General features: G+C 71.1%; 21 protein-coding genes and 1 riboswitch. Of the genes, 14 read left to right on the top strand and 7 right to left on the bottom strand.

The window, feature by feature from the left end:
• Positions 1-35: 35 nt before the first annotated feature.
• The 5 genes from ACFY0F_RS22515 to ACFY0F_RS22495 all read left to right on the top strand — a co-directional run bounded on the left by ACFY0F_RS22515 (position 36) and on the right by ACFY0F_RS22495 (position 3,246).
• Positions 36-539, top strand: coding sequence for an ATP-binding protein (locus ACFY0F_RS22515; protein ID WP_388796998.1), 504 nt, complete (start codon positions 36-38; stop codon positions 537-539).
• A 160-nt stretch (positions 540-699) separates the two neighbouring features.
• Positions 700-1,506 carry a polysaccharide deacetylase family protein gene (locus tag ACFY0F_RS22510; RefSeq protein ID WP_388796995.1) on the top strand — a complete coding sequence of 269 codons (807 nt, stop codon included), beginning with the start codon at positions 700-702 and terminating at the stop codon, positions 1,504-1,506.
• A complete protein-coding gene (locus ACFY0F_RS22505; RefSeq protein ID WP_388796992.1) occupies positions 1,506-2,693 on the top strand; it encodes a YncE family protein in 1,188 nt (395 codons plus the stop codon). The genes ACFY0F_RS22510 and ACFY0F_RS22505 overlap by 1 nt, the downstream gene beginning before the upstream one ends.
• 28 nt (positions 2,694-2,721) lie before the next feature.
• Positions 2,722-2,973, top strand: coding sequence for an acetyltransferase (locus tag ACFY0F_RS22500; protein ID WP_388796989.1), 252 nt, complete (start codon positions 2,722-2,724; stop codon positions 2,971-2,973).
• Positions 2,974-3,033: 60 nt separating this feature from the next.
• Positions 3,034-3,246, top strand: coding sequence for an EF-hand domain-containing protein (locus ACFY0F_RS22495; RefSeq protein WP_355938530.1), 213 nt, complete (start codon positions 3,034-3,036; stop codon positions 3,244-3,246).
• 67 nt (positions 3,247-3,313) lie between these two features.
• Here the strand turns inward: ACFY0F_RS22495 and ACFY0F_RS22490 are convergent, their stop codons facing one another.
• Positions 3,314-4,231, bottom strand: a complete 918-nt coding sequence (locus ACFY0F_RS22490; protein WP_388796985.1) for an AraC family transcriptional regulator — start codon at positions 4,229-4,231, stop codon at positions 3,314-3,316.
• Between the two features lie 103 nt (positions 4,232-4,334).
• Here ACFY0F_RS22490 and ACFY0F_RS22485 point away from each other — a divergent pair, with 103 nt between their 5' ends.
• Positions 4,335-5,327, top strand: a complete 993-nt coding sequence (locus tag ACFY0F_RS22485; RefSeq protein ID WP_388796982.1) for a zinc-dependent alcohol dehydrogenase family protein — start codon at positions 4,335-4,337, stop codon at positions 5,325-5,327.
• Positions 5,328-5,428: 101 nt separating this feature from the next.
• On the top strand, positions 5,429-6,091 hold the full coding sequence (locus tag ACFY0F_RS22480) for an NADPH-dependent F420 reductase (protein WP_388796979.1): 663 nt from the start codon (positions 5,429-5,431) through the stop codon (positions 6,089-6,091).
• Positions 6,092-6,124: 33 nt separating this feature from the next.
• On the opposite strand, the gene ACFY0F_RS22475 is transcribed toward ACFY0F_RS22480, so the two are convergent.
• Both ACFY0F_RS22475 and ACFY0F_RS22470 read right to left on the bottom strand, forming a co-directional pair.
• Positions 6,125-6,682, bottom strand: coding sequence for a GH25 family lysozyme (locus tag ACFY0F_RS22475; protein WP_388796976.1), 558 nt, complete (start codon positions 6,680-6,682; stop codon positions 6,125-6,127).
• Positions 6,683-6,787: 105 nt separating this feature from the next.
• Positions 6,788-7,819, bottom strand: a complete 1,032-nt coding sequence (locus ACFY0F_RS22470) for a phosphatidylinositol-specific phospholipase C domain-containing protein (RefSeq protein ID WP_388796973.1) — start codon at positions 7,817-7,819, stop codon at positions 6,788-6,790.
• A 191-nt stretch (positions 7,820-8,010) separates the two neighbouring features.
• On the opposite strand from ACFY0F_RS22470, the gene ACFY0F_RS22465 reads away from it, so the two are divergent.
• The 3 genes from ACFY0F_RS22465 to ACFY0F_RS22455 all read left to right on the top strand — a co-directional run bounded on the left by ACFY0F_RS22465 (position 8,011) and on the right by ACFY0F_RS22455 (position 10,145).
• Positions 8,011-8,376, top strand: a complete 366-nt coding sequence (locus tag ACFY0F_RS22465) for an STAS domain-containing protein (RefSeq protein ID WP_388796970.1) — start codon at positions 8,011-8,013, stop codon at positions 8,374-8,376.
• A 119-nt stretch (positions 8,377-8,495) separates the two neighbouring features.
• Positions 8,496-9,539, top strand: coding sequence for a YihY/virulence factor BrkB family protein (locus ACFY0F_RS22460; RefSeq protein WP_388796967.1), 1,044 nt, complete (start codon positions 8,496-8,498; stop codon positions 9,537-9,539).
• A gap of 54 nt (positions 9,540-9,593) precedes the next feature.
• Positions 9,594-10,145, top strand: coding sequence for a phosphatase PAP2 family protein (locus ACFY0F_RS22455; protein ID WP_388796964.1), 552 nt, complete (start codon positions 9,594-9,596; stop codon positions 10,143-10,145).
• Between the two features lie 176 nt (positions 10,146-10,321).
• Here ACFY0F_RS22455 and ACFY0F_RS22450 read toward each other — a convergent pair whose 3' ends face one another.
• The 4 genes from ACFY0F_RS22450 to gcvT all read right to left on the bottom strand — a co-directional run bounded on the left by ACFY0F_RS22450 (position 10,322) and on the right by gcvT (position 14,664).
• Positions 10,322-11,689: an L-serine ammonia-lyase gene (locus tag ACFY0F_RS22450; protein ID WP_388796960.1), complete on the bottom strand. Its 1,368-nt coding sequence runs from the start codon at positions 11,687-11,689 to the stop codon at positions 10,322-10,324.
• Positions 11,690-11,766: 77 nt separating this feature from the next.
• Complete coding sequence (glyA, locus tag ACFY0F_RS22445) at positions 11,767-13,035, bottom strand: serine hydroxymethyltransferase (RefSeq protein ID WP_388796957.1); 1,269 nt, start codon at positions 13,033-13,035, stop codon at positions 11,767-11,769.
• Between the two features lie 14 nt (positions 13,036-13,049).
• Positions 13,050-13,427 carry a glycine cleavage system protein GcvH gene (gene gcvH / locus ACFY0F_RS22440; protein WP_388796954.1) on the bottom strand — a complete coding sequence of 126 codons (378 nt, stop codon included), beginning with the start codon at positions 13,425-13,427 and terminating at the stop codon, positions 13,050-13,052.
• A gap of 118 nt (positions 13,428-13,545) precedes the next feature.
• On the bottom strand, positions 13,546-14,664 hold the full coding sequence (gcvT, locus tag ACFY0F_RS22435) for a glycine cleavage system aminomethyltransferase GcvT (protein ID WP_388796951.1): 1,119 nt from the start codon (positions 14,662-14,664) through the stop codon (positions 13,546-13,548).
• Positions 14,665-14,845: 181 nt separating this feature from the next.
• A riboswitch (glycine riboswitch) is annotated at positions 14,846-14,946 on the bottom strand.
• 146 nt (positions 14,947-15,092) lie between these two features.
• Between gcvT and ACFY0F_RS22430 the strand changes: the two genes are divergently transcribed.
• From ACFY0F_RS22430 to ACFY0F_RS22415, 4 genes are all read left to right on the top strand, one after another.
• The gene (locus ACFY0F_RS22430) at positions 15,093-15,770 is read left to right on the top strand and encodes an AAA family ATPase (RefSeq protein WP_388797077.1); all 678 of its coding nucleotides are present in this window, start codon (positions 15,093-15,095) and stop codon (positions 15,768-15,770) included.
• 72 nt (positions 15,771-15,842) lie between these two features.
• The gene (locus ACFY0F_RS22425; protein ID WP_388796949.1) at positions 15,843-16,634 is read left to right on the top strand and encodes an enhanced serine sensitivity protein SseB; all 792 of its coding nucleotides are present in this window, start codon (positions 15,843-15,845) and stop codon (positions 16,632-16,634) included.
• Positions 16,635-16,787: 153 nt separating this feature from the next.
• Positions 16,788-17,546: an enhanced serine sensitivity protein SseB C-terminal domain-containing protein gene (locus ACFY0F_RS22420; RefSeq protein WP_388797074.1), complete on the top strand. Its 759-nt coding sequence runs from the start codon at positions 16,788-16,790 to the stop codon at positions 17,544-17,546.
• A gap of 355 nt (positions 17,547-17,901) precedes the next feature.
• Positions 17,902-18,900, top strand: a complete 999-nt coding sequence (locus ACFY0F_RS22415) for an ABC transporter permease (protein WP_388796946.1) — start codon at positions 17,902-17,904, stop codon at positions 18,898-18,900.
• Positions 18,901-18,928: the final 28 nt, after the last annotated feature.

Raw genomic sequence — 18,928 nt, 5'->3', positions numbered from 1 at the left:
CCCGGAGGGCACTGCGGACGGCCATGATGGGGGGCATGGCGGGGCTGGAGGGCATCGAACAGCCGCAGGGGCACAGCCGTGCGGCCGCGGCGCGCTGGTCGCCTGCGGTCGAGGACGAACGGGCGCTCAAAGCACTGGAGTTGTTCGGCAACCCGACGGAGGCCGAGGTCCCGCTGCCGTCCCGTCCGGAGTCGGCGGCCACCGCCCGCCGGCTCGCCCAGGTCGTCGTGCTGCGCCAGTGGGCACTCACCCCGAAGACGACGGAGGACGTCGTCCTGCTCGTCTCCGAACTCGTGGGCAACGCCGTACGGCACACCGGCGCCCGCGTCTTCGGCCTCCGTATGCGCCGCCGTCGTGGCTGGCTCCGCGTCGAGGTCCGCGACCCCTCCCGCGGACTGCCCTGTCTGATGCCGGTTCAGGAGATGGACATCAGCGGGCGTGGCCTGTTCCTGGTCGACAAACTCTCCGACCGCTGGGGCGTGGACCTGCTGCCGCGCGGCAAGACGACGTGGTTCGAGATGAGGGTCGCCGACCGTTGACCGGCGTCGGCCGTTGGTCGGTGCGGCCGTTGGCCGGTGCCGGCCGTGTCGGCCGTTGACCGGCGCCGCCGCTCGGCGGGACATCCGACGCGACCCGCAGATCGTCCCCTATTGGGGTTAATCGCCGGTTTTCTTACCATCCGCCCCTTAAATGGTGCGGGTGACCACGACCAACCGACGCGGGATGCTTCGCGCGGGCGCCGGGCTCGCCGCCGGGGGCGCGCTCGCCGCCGGCTGCGGGGGAACGGGCGTCCCCACACGTCCTGCGGCCACCGCCGCCACCGCCGCGTCCACCAACGGGCCCGACGCCTCCGGCCATCCGGCGGCCACGGCACGAGCGGCCCCGCCCCCGCGCGCCTTCCCCCAGCACCCCGTCCAGATCACCCATGGCCCGCGCACCCGCTCGGCCGTCGCCCTCACCTTCCACGGCCAGGGCGAACCCGACCTCGCCCACCGCCTGCTCACCGAGGCCGAGCGGCAGGGAGCCCGGATCACCGTGCTGGCCGTCGGCAGCTGGCTCGACGAGCACCCCGACCTGGCCCGCCGGATCCTGGACGGCGGCCATGACCTCGGCAACCACACCGAGCGGCACCTCGCGATCAACGCCATGTCCGAGGCCGACGCCCGCACCGAGATCACGGGCTGCGCGGACCGCCTCAGGCGGCTCACCGGCTCCATCGGCACCTGGTTCCGCCCCTCCCGCGCCCGGTCCGCCTCCTCGCTGGTCACCCGGCTGGCCCGGGAGGCGGGCTATCCGCACGTGCTGTCCTTCGACGTCGACTCCCTCGACTACACCCGGCCCGGCGCCCCCGCCGTCACCCGCACCGTCCTGGACCGGGTCCGTGCCGGATCCGTGGTGAGCCTGCACTTCGGATATCCGGACACCGTCGCCGCCCTCCCCGCCGTACTCCAAGAACTCGGCCGCCGTGGACTGCGCGCGGTCACCACCACGGAGCTGCTGAGCTGATGCACCCCACCCACGCCGCCCGCGCCCTGGCCGCCGGCTGTGCCCTCGCCGCCCTGACGCTGCTGTCCGCGTGCGGCGGCGGAACCCAGCACCGCAACGACGAGGCGTACGGCAGCGACGCGCCCGTCCGACCGCCCGTGCACAGGCCGCAGGCCGACGGGCTGCCCGGGATGCCGCCGGTGCTCGATCCGGCCGACGTGTACGCCGCCGACCGCCCGGGCCGGCTCTCCCCGGTGGTGAAGGACTTCCCGTCCCGGGTCTACGTACCCAACACGAACTCCGACACCGTCACGGTGATCGACCCGAAGACGTACGAGGTCATCGAGACGATCCCGGTGGGCCGCCAGCCCCAGCACGTGGTGCCCTCCTGGGATCTGAAGACCCTCTGGGTCAACAACGACCGGGGCAACAGCCTCACCCCCATCGACCCGAGCACGGGGAAGGCGGGCCGGCCGGTCTCCGTCCACGACCCCTACAACCTGTACTTCACGCCGAACGGCAGATACGCCATCGTGATGGCCTCCCTCGACCGCGAGCTGGTCTTCCGCGACGCCCACACCATGAGGAAGGCGAAGACCGTCCACGTGAGCTGCGCCGGCGTCAACCACGCCGACTTCTCCCTCGACGGCCGGTACTTCATCGTCTCCTGCGAGTTCAGCGGCGAACTGCTGAAGGTCGACACCGAGAAGATGAAGGTGATCGGCCAGCAGAAACTGCCGCTGCACGGCGCCATGCCGCAGGACGTCAAGGTCTCGCCCGACGGCAAACGGTTCTACGTCGCCGACATGATGGCCGGCGGTGTGTGGATCCTGGACGGCGACACCTTCGGCCGGCCGAGGCTCCTCACCACCGGAGCGGGTTGTCACGGGCTGTACGTCAGCCGGGACTCGCGCGAGATGTACATCTCCAACCGGGGCGAGGGCACCATCTCGATCTTCGACTTCACCCAGAACCGGCTGACCGCGAAATGGCACCTGCCCGGCGGCGGCAGCCCCGACATGGGCGGGGTCTCCGCGGACGGCAAGGTCCTGTGGCTGTCCGGCCGCTACGACTCCGAGGTCTACGCCATCGACACCCGCACCGGCACCGAGCTGGCCCGTATCCCGGTCGGCAGCGGCCCGCACGGCCTGGCCGTCTACCCCCAGCCGGGCCGCTACTCGCTCGGCCACACCGGCATCTTCCGCTGAGCCGAGCGCAGACGACAGCCCCCTCTCAATGCTCGAGTACAACGCCGCCGACCGCGGCCCCGACGACCCGGCCGGCGACCCGGAGGCGGACGTCGTGCCGGCCGGGCTGCTCGGGACGGACACCGACCGGGCGGTCGTGCTGCGGCGCATCGATCTGGGCAACGAGGTCGCCCGCTACCGGGAGTTGGCGGCCGCCATCAAGGGTGAGACGGAGCGCCCGAGGTACCAGGAGGAGTTCGCCTGGGTGGTCGCCGCACTGAAGGCCTGGCCGGGCCGTTAATCTGACCTGCGTCAGGACGACAGCAAGACAGAAGAAACGCGACGCAAAAGGGGCGGATCGGTGGCGGACATCGAGGAAGCACGCAAGCAGTTCCAGCGGATCGATGCGGACGGTGACGGTTTCATCACCGCCGCCGAGTTCAAGTCCGCCCTCGCCCAGGGCGGTGACTGGAACGTCACCGACACGGTGGCCGAGGCCGTCATCAGGACCCGCGACCTCAACGGCGACAAGGTGCTCTCGTTCGACGAGTTCTGGGCGTACCTGAACAAGTGACGCCAGGAGAAGGGGGGCGCCCGGACGGGCGCCCCCCCTTCCTCATGTCCATGGCCGTTCAGCGGGTTCAGGACCCTCTGCGGTACTGCCCCGGCGCCACCCCGTACTCCCGCTTGAAGGCTTTGGCGAAAGCGAACTCCGAGGTGTAGCCGATGCGTTGGGCGATCCGGCGGAGGGGGAGGTCGTCGTGGCGCAGCAGACGGCCGGCGGTGGTCATGCGCCACCAGGTCAGGTACGTCAGCGGTGGCTCGCCCACCAGTGTGGTGAAGCGACGGGCGAAGGCGGCGCGGGACAGGCCGCCCCTGGCGCCGAGTTCCTCGACCGTCCAGGGGTGGGCCGGGTCGCCGTGCATCGCGCGCAGCGCCGCCGAGATGGCCGGGTCGGCCAGGGCGGCCGACCAGCCCCGCAGCCGTCCGGCCTCGCGCTCGGTCTGCCACCAGGCACGCAGGATGTACAGCAGCAGGGTGTCCAGCAGTGAGGTGACGATCGCCGCCGAACCCGGCTGCGCCTCCTCCAGTTCCAGCCCCAGCAGTTCCACCGCGGCCCGCAGCGAACGGTGCGTGCCGACCTTGGCGGGCAGGTGCACCACCTGGGGCAGCTCGGCAAGCAGGCGGTGGGCGCGGGACCGGTCCAGCCGGTAGGTGCCGCACAGGGTGACCGTGTCCGCGCAAGCGGAGCGGGCCCCGTCGGGCGGCGGCGTGCTCCAGGTGCCGTCAGGCAGCAGCCGCACCTCGTGCAGCGGTACGTCGAGCCCGCTGGCCAGCGCGTGCTCCTGCCCGTGCGCGAGGAACGCCACGTCCCCGGGGGCCAGCGCCATCGGCTCGCCCTCCGCCGGGATCAGCCATGCCGACCCGCGCAGCACCACGTGGAACCCGGCCTCCTCCGCGGCGGCGAACCGCACGCCCCAGGGCGCGTACTTGTCCCGGCGCGCGGAGTGCGGCCGCCCGGTGCGCATCGCGGCGACGGCGTCGCTGAGCACGTCCATGGCGGGAGCGTATCGGGCCGTGCGGGCCGGGAAGACGTACGGACAGGAAATCGAGAGCAGTGGACATGGATCGTCTCGCGGTGCGCCCCCTAGCGTCTGAGTCATGTCAACCACCGCACGCACAGTGCTCTTTCATGAACTCGGCGGCCCGGACGTCCTCACGGTCGAGGACGTCGAACTGCCCGCGCCCGGCCCGGGCGAGGTGCTCGTCAAGGTGGAGGCGCTCGGCCTCAACCGGGCCGAGGCGATGCTCCGCTCCGGCACCTACTACTACCGGCCGCCCCTGCCGGGCTCGCGCAACGGCTACGAGGCCGCGGGCGAGGTCGAGGCGGTCGGTGCCGGGGTGACCGCCTTCGCGCCGGGCGACCTCGTGCTGACGGCGGCCAACTTCAATCTCAGCTCCCACGGGGTCTACGGCGAACGGGTGCTGCTGCCGGAGACCGCGGTCGTCCCGCGTCCCGCCCGGGTCGACGCCGTCACCGCCGCCGCGGTCTGGCTCACCTACACCACCGCCTACGGCGCCCTCGTCCAGCGGGCCGGCCTGGCGGCCGGGGACCATGTGCTGATCACCGGCGCGTCCAGCGGGGTCGGCACCGCGGCGATCCAGGTCGTCCGACGTGCCGGCGCCGTGCCGATCGCCACCACCCGCACCGCGGCCAAGCGGCGGCAGCTGCTGGACCTGGGCGCCGAGCACGTCGTCGTCAGCGGCGAGGAGGATGTCGTCAACGAGACCAGGCGGCTGACCGGCGGGCGCGGCGCCGACATCGTGCTGGACGCGGTAGGCGGCTCCTTCTTCCGCGAGCTCGGCGAGGCCGCCGCCCAGGACGGCACCCTGGTCAGCTACGGCTGGTTGTCCGCGCGGCCCATCGAACTGCCCCGGGCCTGGCCGCTGACCGTCCACGGCTACAGCAACTTCACCGTCACCGGCACCGAGGACGGCCGTCGCCGCGCCGCTCACTACATCGGCTCCGGTCTCGCCGACGGCACCCTCCGCCCGGTCGTGGGGGAGGTCTTCGACGGCCTGGACGAGATCCGGGAGGCCCACCGTGTGATGGAGTCGAACCGGCACACGGGAAAGATCGTCGTACGGGTCTGACGACGGTCACCCGGTCGCCGCACCGGTGGAATAGCCCACGCGCCCGTGAGGTTGCCCCACACGACAAGTGCATGCCCCGCATCAACCCGGAAGGGTCAGTCATGAAGATCGGCATCATCGGCGCGGGCAACATCGGCGGCAACCTCACCCGGCGGCTCACCGCCCTCGGACATGACGTCTCCGTCGCGAACTCCCGCGGTCCGCACACGCTCACCGAACTGGCCGAGGAGACGGGCGCGACCCCCGTACCGGCCGAGGAGGCGGCGCGCGGCGCCGAGGTCGTGGTCGTCACGGTGCCCCTGAAGGCGGTCCCGGACCTGCCGAAGGGCCTGCTGGACGGCGCGGCCGAGGGCGTCGCGGTGATCGACACCGGCAACTACTACCCGCAGCAGCGGGACGGCCGTATCGCGGAGATCGAGGACGACGGCCTCACCGAGAGCCGCTGGACCGAACGCCACCTCGGCCACCCCGTCGTCAAGGCGTTCAACGGCACCTACGCCCAGGACATCCTCGACCGCCCGCGCCCGGCCGGCGACCCCGACCGCATGGCCCTGCCGGTGGCCGGTGACGACGCGGCGGCCAAGGCGAAGGTCCGGGCGCTGATCGACGAACTGGGGTTCGACACGGTCGACGCGGGCGGTCTCGACGACTCCTGGCGCCAGCAGCCCGGCACCCCGGTCTACGGGCTGCAGGCGGGCGTGGACGCCGTACGGAAGGCGCTGGCGCAGGCGTCCGAGGAGCGCCCGGCGGACTTTCGGGGGTAGGGCCCCCCGGGGTCCCTCCGGCCTGCCCCGGCGTCAGCCCTTCCTCGTCCATTCCCGCAGGGAGTCCTCGTCCCGGAAGCGCGCCACGTTCTTGTCGTGCGGTTCGTCGGTGTACTGGTGGAACAGCCACTTGGCCTTGATGCGCGGATGACCGGCGGAGACGTAGTCCGCGATCCACAGACCGTCGCCGGCCTCCGACGTGGTGTCGACGTCGAGCCAGTAGTGGCGGTTCGCGTACAGCACGACCCGGTTGTGCGGCCGCAGTTCCGCCAGCTTCCTCAGGAAGCGGTCCTTCTCGGCGTTGCTCGCGTGTGTCCCCTCGCTGGTCGTCTCCCAGTCGACGGCGAGGATGTCACCCGCCTTCTCCGGGGCGTGCCTGACGAAGTACTCGGCCTGCGCGGTGATGTCGCCGGGCCACAGGAAGTGGTAGAAGCCGACGACCAGGCCGGCGTCCCGGGCGGTCTTCGTCTGGGCGGAGAGCCTGGGGTTGACGTACGAACGGCCCTCCGTCGCCTTGATGAAGACGAAGGAGAGGCCGTCGGTGTCGTACGACGACGACTGGAAAGCGCTCACGTCAATGCCGTGCAACATGGGGGGACTCCCTGAGTGTCAGTGGGGGTGACAGGAGTTGACTGGTTCATTCCCCACACTGGCACGAGCGATCCGCCGCCGACCCGGAATTCCGGGTTCTGCCCGTCAGCCCCGGGTGGTCACCGACCCCAGCACCGAGGCCGACTTCGCCGCCCAGTCCGAGGTGATGATGCTCGCGTGGTCCGCGGCCAGCAGCGACAGCCGGGCGGCGACCTCGGCGTCCGTCGGGGCGGTCGAGGAGATGGCCGGGGAGACGTTGTAGGCGTCCGTCATGATCAGGATGTAGTGGTTCGTGGAGTAGAAGGACGTCGCCCAGCCGTTGTCGACGTACGTCGCCGCGTCGCCGTCGAAGAACACGAACCAGGGCCGGATGGAGGCGTCGTAGCGGCTGGTGCGCGGGTCGCCGCTCGCCGCGCCCAGCACCGCCGGGAAGGCCTGGGCCGCCGAGATGTTCCCGGCCGCGTACAGGTCGCGCAGGTGGTCGCCGTACTCCTGGTCGGTCCAGTAGTGGTCGAAGGGGTTGGACTTCTCCACCGTGCCGGGGATCAGCTCGAAGAGGAACTTGCCCTTGAGGGTGGCCCGGCTCGGCCACGCGTTCGCCTTGGCCGCCGCGTCCAGCGTGGAGTAGCCGGAGCCCAGCAGATCCGACGGCTTGTAGACGCTGCTGCCCAGCTTCGAGGCGACCAGGGAGTCGAACTCGTCGGGGCCGAGCCCGGCGTCGTTGTTGAAGCCGGCCTTCATCTCGACCTTGAAGACGATCGGCGCGTGGTCGGGGTGGAGCTGGTCCCAGGCCGCGATGTTGTCGAGGCAGCTGCCGAGGTCCTGGTTGCGGTCCTTGCTGTACAGGTCGCCGGGGGTGCTGGCTTTCTCGCAGTTGTTGTCGTCGCCCAGCGGGTTGCTGTGGCTGACCCGCCAGCGGTGGTTCAGGCTGTCGGCGTAGACGTCGAGTTCGAGCAGCGAGGCACCCGAGTCCAACGCCTGTGCGAAGTAGGTGTACTTGGACTTGTCGTACGCGTTGTGCGTACCGATCGCCGTGGTCTCGGAGAACTTCCCCGACGCCGCATGGGCGTTGCCGGGCCCCATCAGTGCCATCGCGGCCGCACCGAGCAGCGCCGCCAGCCGTCTGACTGTACGCACGTGAAATCCCCTTTGCTGTCGCCGAGTTGGCGGCAGCGTAGGGGGAAGCGGTTACTATGCGGTAGCCCTTGGTGGAACGGGAGACTCCGGGTCTGCGGGTCGGACCAGGTGTAACGCCCGTAGGATCCGGGGGAGCCTTCCGACCGGAAGTGCCGGCCGTGGACTCACCGAGCGTCGTTGTTGAGGGAAGTGTGGGAGACAACCGCCAACCGGCAGGGCCGGACCGTCTGACGATCACCAGTACGTCGGTCGACGGCACCGACGTCATCGCCGTGTGTGGGGAGATCGACCACGACACCGGCGACCCGCTCCGCCGGGTGCTGACACCCCCCGACGGGGGGTCCGCCCCGCGGCTGGTGGTGGACCTCAGCGGGGTGACGTTCATGGACTCCAGCGGCATCAACCTGCTGATCGCCGCGCACCAGGCGGCCCGGGAGGCCGAGGGGTGGCTGCGTCTGGCCGCCCCGACCGAGTCCGTGCTGCGTACGATGCGGCTCGTCGGCCTGGACACGGTCATCGACTGCCACCCCACCGTCCGCGACGCCCTCCACGACTGACGGCGGCGGGACCGCGCACAGCCGACCGCGCCGGCCGCGCCGATCACGCCGACGGCGCCGATCCGGACAAACCGGACCCGGGGTAGGCGTGAGCGGGTGTCCGGGGGTACCCGGCGGTCATGAAACTGCATGTTCCGGGGCGGAAAGATCACGACAGCGCTCAGCCTCCCTCGCCCCAGGAGGCGGGTCCCGGGCCCGAGGTCCAGCGGCGTGAACCGGACGCGCCGACGAAGCTGCCCAAGCGGGCGTGGGGCGCGGTGCTCAAGGGCAGTCTGCGGGAGTTCAAGGACGACGAGCTGACCGACCGGGCCGCGGCCCTGACGTACTACGGCGTCCTGTCGCTCTTCCCCGCGCTGCTGGTGCTGGTGTCGCTGCTCGGGATCACCGGGAAGTCGGCCACGGACACGGTACTGGCCAATCTCAGGAAGCTGGCCCCCGGCTCGGCCCGTGACATCATCACCCGGGCTGTCGAGCAGTTGCAGAACAACGCCGGCACCGGCTCGATCGTGGCCGTCGTCGGCATCGTGGTGGCGGTGTGGTCGGCGTCCGGATACGTCGCGGCGTTCATCCGCGCGGCCAACCACGTCTACGACATTCCGGAAGGGCGCCCGGTGTGGAAGATCCTTCCGGTGCGCGTCGGGATCACGGTGGCGCTGATGGTGCTGGCGGTGGCCAGTGCGCTGATCGTGGTCTTCACCGGCGCGCTGGCCCGCCAGGCCGGCCAGGCCCTCGGGATCGGCGACACCGCGCTGACGGTGTGGTCGATCGCCAAGTGGCCCGTCCTGGTGCTCCTGGTCACGATCATGATCGCGATCCTGTACTGGGCGAGCCCGAACGCCAAGGTGAAGGGCTTCCGTTGGATCACGCCGGGCAGTTTCCTCGCCCTGCTGATCTGGATGATCGCCTCCGCAGGCTTCGCGTTCTACGTCGCGAACTTCGGCTCGTACAACAAGACGTACGGCACCATGGCCGGCGTCATCGTCTTCCTGGTCTGGCTGTGGATCAGCAACCTCGCGATCCTGCTCGGACTGGAGTTCGATGCCGAGACGGTGCGGCAGCGGGCGATCAGCGGCGGCCTGCCCCCGGACAAGGAGCCCTATACCGAGCCGCGCGACACCAGCACCTGGGACGAGGCGGACCTGCGGCGGCTGGATGAGCCGTGACCCGCCTTCCCGACGGGCTGATTGCCGCCGGGCAACCCGGGATACCAGCAGCTCATGGGTTTGCTGACAGTCCTGCGTGAGACCGATCGACTCCTGACGCGGCAGACGGCGTGCCGCACCCCGCCCGAGCTGGGCAAGGTGCTGTCGGTGGTGGAGGAGGCCGCCGAGAACTCGAAGCTGTGGTACGGCGCCGCCACCGCGATGACATGGCTCGGCGGCCGACGGGGCCGCCGAGCCGCGGTGACCGGCCTGGCGGCCCTCGCCGTCGCGCAACTGCTGGCCAACGGCCTGTGCAAGCAGCTGGCCGACCGGCCCCGCCCGCCCGCGGACTGGTTCCCGCACGACGAGGTCGAGGACCGCCCCGGCTCCTCGTCCTTCCCCTCCGGACACACCGCGGCCGCCGTCGCCTTCACCGCCGCAGTGGCCCCCGCCTGGCCGACCGCCGGCGCCCTGTGCGCGGTACCGGCCACCATGGTCGCCGTCGAACGGGTGCAGTCGGGCGCCCACTACCCGACCGATGTCGCCGGGGGCGCGGTGATCGGCCTGATCGGCGCGTGGGCCGTTCGGAGGGCCCCGGGGCTGCTGCTGCGGCGCGGCACCGGATGACGCTCCCCGCCCGTCCGCCTCCGGCCGCGCAGGAATACGTGCCCCGTGCATCAGCCGACGGTGGAGCTTCCTTCACCAGGTTGCGCAGGTAGTCGTTGACGTGGCCGGCGGTGGTGCTGCGGGTGGGTCGGCCATCAAGTCCGTCCCAGGGACATTCCGGGGAAGGGCCCATTTCCTCAGCACTCGATGATGTTCACCGCCAGCCCGCCCCGGGCCGTCTCCTTGTACTTCACGGACATGTCCGCGCCGGTGTCCTTCATCGTCTTGATGACCTTGTCCAGGGACACCTTGTGCGAGCCGTCGCCGCGCATCGCCATGCGGGCGGCCGTGACCGCCTTGACCGCGGCCATGCCGTTGCGCTCGATGCAGGGGATCTGGACCAGGCCGCCCACCGGATCGCAGGTCAGGCCGAGGTTGTGCTCCATGCCGATCTCGGCGGCGTTCTCCACCTGCTCCGGGCTGCCGCCCAGGACCTCCGCCAGCGCGCCCGCCGCCATGGAGCAGGCGGAGCCGACCTCGCCCTGGCAGCCGACCTCGGCGCCGGAGATGGAGGCGTTCTCCTTGAAGAGCATGCCGATGGCGCCGGCGGCGAGCAGGAAGCGGACCACGCCCTCCTCGTCGGCGCCGGGGACGAAGTCCATGTAGTAGTGCAGGACGGCCGGGATGATGCCGGCCGCGCCGTTCGTCGGGGCGGTGACCACACGGCCCCCGGCGGCGTTCTCCTCGTTCACGGCCATCGCGTAGAGCGTGATCCACTCCATCGCGCGGGCCAGCGGGTCGCCCTCGGCGCGCAGCTGGCGGGCGGAGACGGCGGCTCGGCGCCGTACCCTCAGACCGCCCGGCAGGATGCCCTCGCGGGACAGGCCGCGCGCCACGCACGACCGCATCACCCGCCAGATCTCCAGCAGGCCCGCGCGGATCTCCTCGTCGGTGCGCCAGGCGCGCTCGTTCTCCAGCATGAGCGCGGAGATCGACAGGCCGGTCTCCTTCGTCAGGCGCAGCAGCTCGTCGCCGGTGCGGAAGGGATACTTCAGGACCGTGTCGTCGAGCTTGATGCGGTCCGCGCCGACCGCTTCCTCGTCGACGACGAAACCGCCGCCGACCGAGTAGTACGTCTTCGTCAGCACCTCGGCGCCCTGCGCGTCGTACGCCCACAACGTCATGCCGTTGGCGTGGTACGGGAGGGCCTTGCGGCGGTGCAGGACCAGGTCGTCGTCGAAGGAGAACGCGATCTCGTGCTCGCCGAGGAGGTTCAGCCGGCCCGACCGCTTGATCTCCTCCACCCGCTCGTCGGCCGTCTCCACGTCCACCGTGCGCGGCGAGGCGCCCTCCAGGCCGAGCAGCACCGCCTTGGGCGTGCCGTGACCGTGGCCGGTCGCCCCGAGCGAGCCGTACAGCTCGGCCCGGACCGAGGCGACGGGGGCGAGCAGGTCCTCGTTGCGCAGCCGGCGGGCGAACATGCGCGCCGCGCGCATCGGGCCGACCGTGTGGGAGCTGGACGGGCCGATGCCGATCGAGAACAGGTCGAAGACCGATATGGCCACGGTGAACTCCTCAGTGCGGGGGGTGGTGGGGCACCCGGTGTACCGGTACCGGGTGCCCCACCGGGGACTTGCTCTTCTCAGGCCTGGTTCAGGCCGGGGTACAGCGGGTGCTTGCCGGCCAGGGCCTTGACCCGGGCCTTCAGCGCCTCCGCGTCGTAGGACGGCTTCAGCGCCTGCGCGATCACGTCCGCGACCTCGGCGAAGTCCTCCGCCGTGAAGCCGCGGGTGGCCAGCGCGGGCGTGCCGATCCGCAGACCCGACGTCACCATCGGCGGACGCGGGTCGTCCGGGACGGCGTTCCGGTTGACCGTGATGCCCACCTCGTGGAGACGGTCCTCGGCCTGCTGCCCGTCCAGCTCGGAGTTACGCAGGTCCACCAGGATCAGGTGCACGTCCGTACCGCCGGAGAGCACGTTCACGCCGGCCTCACGGGCGTCGGCGGCCGTCAGCCGCTCGGCGAGTATCCGCGCACCCTCCACCGTACGACGCTGCCGCTCCTTGAAGTCCTCGGAGGCGGCGACCTTGAAGGAGACCGCCTTCGCGGCGATCACGTGCTCCAGCGGACCGCCCTGGAAGCCCGGGAAGACGGAGGAGTTCAGCTTCTTCGCGAACTCCTTCTTCGCCAGGATGATGCCGCCGCGCGGCCCGCCGAGGGTCTTGTGGGTGGTGGAGGTGACGACGTCCGCGTACGGAACCGGGTTCGGGTGCAGCCCGGCCGCGACCAGGCCCGCGAAGTGCGCCATGTCGACCCACAGGTGCGCCTCGACCTCGTCGGCGATCCGGCGGAACTCGGCGAAGTCGAGCTGCCGCGGGTACGCCGACCAGCCCGCGATGATCACCTTCGGCCGGTGCTCCTTGGCCAGCCGCTCCAGCTCGGCCATGTCGACCAGGCCGGTCGCGGGGTCCACGTGGTAGGCGACCACGTCGAACTGCTTGCCGGAGAAGTTCAGCCGCATGCCGTGGGTGAGGTGCCCGCCGTGCGCCAGGTCCAGGCCGAGGATGGTGTCCCCGGGCTGGGCGAGCGCGAACAGGGCGGCCTGGTTGGCGGAGGCGCCCGAGTGCGGCTGCACGTTGGCGTACTCGGCGCCGAACAGCTCCTTGACCCGGTCGATGGCGATCTGCTCGGCGACGTCGACGTGCTCGCAGCCGCCGTAGTAGCGGCGGCCCGGGTAGCCCTCGGCGTACTTGTTGGTGAGGACCGAGCCCTGCGCCTCCATGACCGCGAGCGGGGCGAAGTTCTCCGAGGCGATCATCTCGAGGGTGGACTGCTGGCGCTCCAGCTCGGCGTCGACCGCGGCGGCGATCTCCGGGTCCAGCTCGTGCAGGGACGTGTTCAGGACAGTCATACGGCTACGACTCCTCAGCCGGCGGTGTGGGCGACGTACTCGTCGGCGGAGAGCAGGTCGGCCGGCTCGTCCGTGACACGGACCTTGAACAGCCAGCCGCCCTCGAAGGGGGCGGAGTTCACCAGCGACGGGTCGTCGACGACGTCCTCGTTGATCGCGGTGACCTCACCGGTGACCGGCGAGTACAGGTCGGACACCGACTTGGTGGACTCCAGCTCGCCGCAGGTCTCACCCGCGGTCACCGTGGAGCCGACCTCGGGGAGCTGGGCGTAGACGACGTCGCCGAGCGCGTTGGCCGCGAACTCGGTGATGCCGACCGTCGACACGCCGTCCTCGGCGGCCGACAGCCACTCGTGCTCCTTGCTGTAGCGCAGCTGCTGGGGGTTGCTCATGGCCTGGATTCTCCTGTACGCGGGGGAGTGCTGGTGAATGCGGGACTGCTGATAACTACTGTGAGCAGCGGAAATGTGCGCAGGGTCACGTTCGGACGCCGGTGCACCCGCCCAGTGTCTACTTCTGCCGCTTGTAGAACGGCAGTGCCACGACTTCGTAGGGTTCGTGGCTGCCCCGGATGTCCACGCCGACGCCCGGTGTGCCCGGCGCCGAGTGCGCCGCGTCGACGTAGGCCATGGCGATGGGCTTGCCCAGGGTCGGGGAGGGCGCCCCGGAGGTGACCTCGCCGATCACCTCGCCGCCGGCGACGACCGGGTACCCGGCGCGCGGGACCCGGCGGCCCTCGGCGACCAGGCCGACCAGGACGCGCGGTGGGTTCTGCTCGGCGCGTGAGGCGGCCTCGGCCAGCGCCTCGCGGCCCACGAAGTCGCCCTCCTTCTCGAACTTCACCACCCGGCCGAGCCCGGCGTCGAAGGGCGTGAGCGCGGTGCTGAGCTCGTGCCCGTACAGGGGCATGCCCGCCTCCAGGCGCAGCGTGTCCCGGCAGGACAGGCCGCAGGGCACCAGTCCGGCGCCCTCGCCCGCCTTGCTCAGCGCCTGCCACAGCTCGACCGCGTGCTCGGGCTTCACGAAGAGCTCGAAGCCGTCCTCGCCGGTGTAGCCGGTGCGCGCGATGAGCGCCGGGACGCCGGCGACGGTCCCGGGCAGGCCGGCGTAGTACTTCAGGCCGTCGAGGTCGGCGTCGGTGAGGGAGCCCAGGATGCCGGGGGACTCGGGGCCCTGGACGGCGATCAGCGCGTAGGCGTCCCGGTCGTCACGGACCTCGGCGTCGAAGCCGGCGGACCGCTCGGTCAGGGCGTCGAGCACCACCTGGGCGTTGGAGGCGTTGGCCACCACCATGAACTCGGTCTCGGCCAGCCGGTAGACGATCAGGTCGTCCAGGATGCCGCCGTCGGCCCGGCAGATCATGGTGTAGCGGGCGCGGCCGACACCGACCGAGGCGATGTTCCCGACGAGGGCGTGATTCAGCAGGGCGGCGGCCTGCGGGCCGGTCACGGTGATCTCGCCCATGTGGGAGAGGTCGAAGAGCCCGGCCCTGGTCCGCACGGCGAGGTGCTCGTCGCGCTCGGAGCCGTAGCGCAGCGGCATGTCCCAGCCGGCGAAGTCGGTCATCGTCGCGCCGAGCGAGCGATGCAGCGCGTCGAGCGCGGTACGGCGGGGTGGGGTACTGCTCATCGGTCGTCTCCCAGGGTATGGGGGCACCTCCCGCGCAGCTCGTTCGAGCGTGGGGAAGGCGAGGGCGTTCCTCCCCATCTGTCATCGGAACCTGAGAGGTTCGCCATGATCACCCCGAGGGGAGGCACGGCTTGCACCTTGGGTGGGGCCACCGTCACAGCGGCCCGCTTTTCAGATGTGCCTCACCCGCGCGGTGACGGGGCCTGAGAGATTCAAGGGAGGGACTTGCTCCTTCGGCGCCCCGGCGAAGCTGCTGCCCGGGGACTCTCCCGCGCGGATTCAAACGGCCGGTATGCAGTTGGCGGGCACACTATAGCGCGTCACTTGTGACCGGGCTGTGGCACTACGAGCACCGAATCGGGAGACACCGTGCATTACCTTCTCTTTACATGGGGTGGGGAGAACCTTTCCTGACCACAGGGAGGACGATCACGGTGAACAGGACCTCGGCCTACGCGGCGACCACGGGCGTCGCGGTGCCCCGGCAGCCCGCCGCCCCGGCCCGCGAGCGCCGCGCCCCGCGCCCGGCACCCGTCGTCCGCGACCTGCGCGACCGCGCCGGACACAGCCCGCACGGCCTGCTCTTCGGCCCCCGTGACCTGGTGGTGGTCACCGGCCTGCCCGGCAGCGGCAAGTCGACCCTGATGCACCGTGCCGTCGACGGCGTCCGCATCGACTCCCAGGACGCCCGCGACCACTGGGAGCGCCGCATGCCCCGCTTCCTCCCCTACGCGGTGTACCGCCCCCTGGTCCGCCTCGCCCACTACGCGAGACTGCGCCGCGCCCTGCGCACCGGCGAGGGGGTCGTCGTACACGACTGCGGCACACAGCCCTGGGTGCGCGGCTGGCTGTCCCGCGCGGCCCGGCGCCGGGGCGGCACGCTGCACCTGCTGCTGCTCGACGTCCCGCCCGCCACGGCCCGGCACGGCCAGCGCGAGCGCGGCCGGGGCGTCTCCCGGTACGCCTTCCTGCGCCACCGCAGGGCGGCCGCCCGGCTGCTGCGCGCGGTGGAGCGGGGCGAACTGCCCGAGGGCTGCGGCTCGGCGGTACTGCTCGACCGGGACGCGGCCGACGTGCTGCGCGGGATCGGCTTCGCGCAGCGATGAGGCCCCCGAGTCCGACACAGGTACCCGCTAGCCTTTCAGCCACAACAGTTGGTCCCAGCAGGCGGTAGGCAGATGGACTTCCCGGCGGACATTCCCGCGGACTTCCCGGCACAGACGCACCCACATCCGCACGGCGGATGGCCCGGCAACGAGCTGGAGGAGGTGCTGTCGGCGTCGTTCGGCATCCCCACGGCCGGCGGCCGGATCATCGAGGTCCTCGGCCGCAGCTTCCTCTGGATCCCCCTGCCGAACGGCCGCGGCGCGCAGGGCGGCCCGCTCGACCTGCCCACGATGGAGATCGACGGCCAGGCGTACGTACCGGTGTTCAGCTCCGAGGAGCAGTTCCGCCAGGTCGTCGGCGCCCCCATGGCGTACGCCGTCGCCCCCGCCGTGGAGTTCGCCCGCGGCCTGCCGCCGCAGGCCGGCATCGTCGTCAACCCGGACGGCGTGGTGGGCCTCCCGCTTCCGCCGCCCGCGGTGGCCGAGTTGTGCCGCGCCGGACGCACCCCGCTGGACGGCCCGGCGAGCGGCGGCCGGGTCCGCCTCTACGAACCCGACTGGCAGGACGACCCGGTCGACTTCCTCGCCGCCGCCTCCGCCGAGTTCGCGGCGATCGGGGTCGTCCTCACCGCCCGCCGCTGCCTCGCCGTCATCGAGACGGCCGACCCGGTCATGTTCATAGGCGTGGAGCTCTCCCAGTGGGAGGGCGACCTGAGGGCCCTGCCCCTCGAAGCACTGGGCAGGGCCCTGGGAAGCGTCCCGGTCCGGTGGCCGGTCAACCTGGTCCTGCTGGACGTGACCGACGACCCGGTGGGCGACTGGCTGAAGACGAGCGTGCGGCCCTTCTACCAGTACGGTCACTGAGCCGCCCGGCGCGGCGGCCCACGGCCCATCCACACCGCCGACGGACCGGCAGTCCGGAGTTCGTGGGCGCTTAAGCTGATGCCCAACGCGGGGCAACTTCTCGAAGGGGCGGTAAGACAGGTGAGCGCGAGCCGCAGCGGCAGCGTCGAGCACATGCTGCGCCAGGTGACGCCCGGGCGTTACGACGCCTACGAGGCACTGCTCAGGGCGCTCGCGACCCCGGCTTCCGGCCAGGTGTGGATGCTCCTGTGGCACGGCCAGGCCGGCTCCCCCGACGCCCAGTACGGGAACATGGAGGTGGACGGCTTCGGCTACGCCCCTTGCGTCACCTCCGCCCAGGAGCTGTCGGCCAGCGGCTGGAACCGGTCCTACGAGGTGGTCGACGCGGTCGACGTGGCCCGCACCCTCTATCCGGACCACTACGGCCTCTGGCTCAACCCACACGCCCCGGGCGGCGGCGTCGGCGTCCCCTGGCTCGATCTGCGCCGCATCGCCACCGGCCTGGACCGCCAGCCCGCCGGTCCGCTGAGCCTGTCGGAACCGGGTGTCGAGGTCCCGCAGTTCTACGCCCTGCTCGCGCAGAACGCGCACCGCACCCCGGCGGTCCGTTCGCTGCGCCGCGCCTGGGTGCAGCCCGCGCTCGGGGCGCCGTACCTCGCCATCGGCCTCGAGGTGTACGACACTTCGCCGCCGGCCGTGGACTCGGTGCGCGCGATGATGCAGCAGTCCATCGGGGCGGTCCCGGACGGGCTGCCGGTGTCGACCGTCGCGATGTCCGACGAGTACGACCCCGTCGCCCTGTGGATGCGGGCCAAGGCCCGTCCGTTCTACGACCGCGAGGCACACGCCCCGGCCCAGCCCCCGGCCCCGGCCGCCGGGTACGGTTACCCGTCGGCACCGGGCGGCTACTGAGCACCGGCGAGCGCACGGGGTGTTCGCGTTCCACTCATCGGCCGCACGGGGTTGACGCGTTTCTTCGCGCGTAGATCGCCGCTGATGGTCCTGAAAATGGCCGGAATAACACCTCATGTCCGAACTGGCTCGCGTCCGGGGGGCGTTACCCACTGTTCGGATAACGGAATCCCCCGAACAGCATCACGGTTACGCATACTTTCCCCGCCAGCTCTGGCGGGTGATCGCGACGACGCTGAAGACTCGCGACTCAGGCACGAGGTCACTGACCTCGTGATCGAGTGTGCAAGTCGACAAAGCCGCAATCCGCGGCAGGCGCAGGCCGGTCACCACCGGCGAGAGGGGTCGGGTCACTGTGACCGCACCGATCGAGACCACCGGGGCGGCAGCCGAGGCACAGCCGGAGGCTGTGCTCGAGGGTGCCGGTAAGGGGCAGATCGAGGGCCGTTCCCTTGGGCAGATCGCCTGGACGCGGTTCAAGAGGGACAGGGTCGCGGTGGCCGGCGGCGTCATCGTGATCCTGCTGATCCTGGTCGCGATCCTCTCGCGCCCGATCCAGGCGATGTTCGGCCTCGACCCCAACGCCTTCCACCAGGACCTGATCGTGCCCGACACCTCGCTGCCCAAGGGCGGCATGGGCGGCATGAGCCTCGATCACCCGCTGGGCGTCGACCCGAAGTTCGGGCGGGACATCGCCACCCGCATCCTGGAGGGCTCCTGGGTGTCGCTGGTGGTCGCCTTCGGCGCCACGATCCTGTCCAACGTGATCGGCGCCGTCATGGGCGTCGTCGCCGGCTACTACGGCGGACGGGTCGACTCGGTCATCAGCCGGCTGATGGACACCTTCCTCGCCTTCCCCCTCCTGCTGTTCGCCATCGCCATCTCCGCCACCCTCCAGGGCGGCGCGTTCGGCCTCAACGGACTGCCGCTGCACCTGAGCGTGCTCATCTTCGTCATCGGCTTCTTCAACTGGCCCTACCTGGGCCGGATCGTGCGAGGCCAGACCCTTGCCCTGCGCGAGCGGGAGTTCGTGGACGCCGCCCGCGGGATGGGCGCCAAGGGCCCGTACATCCTCTTCCGCGAGCTGATGCCGAACCTGGTCGGCCCGATCATCGTCTACTCGACGCTGCTCATCCCGACCAACATCCTCTTCGAGGCGTCGCTGAGCTTCCTCGGCGTCGGCATCCAGCCCCCGCAGGCGTCCTGGGGCGGCATGCTCCGGGAGGCCGTCACGTACTACCAGGTCGATCCCCAGTACATGATCGTGCCCGGACTCGCCATCTTCATCACCGTCCTGGCGTTCAATCTGCTCGGTGACGGTCTCCGCGACGCTCTCGACCCCCGCAGCCGCTAGGCAGCCCCCGAGAGTCCATCAAGTTTCC

The sequence above is a fragment of the Streptomyces sp. NPDC001544 genome (assembly GCF_042894285.1).
Lineage (GTDB): Bacteria > Actinomycetota > Actinomycetes > Streptomycetales > Streptomycetaceae > Streptomyces.
The sequence above is the reverse complement of the archived record's forward strand: the minus strand, read 5'-3'. Positions and strand labels throughout refer to the sequence as shown.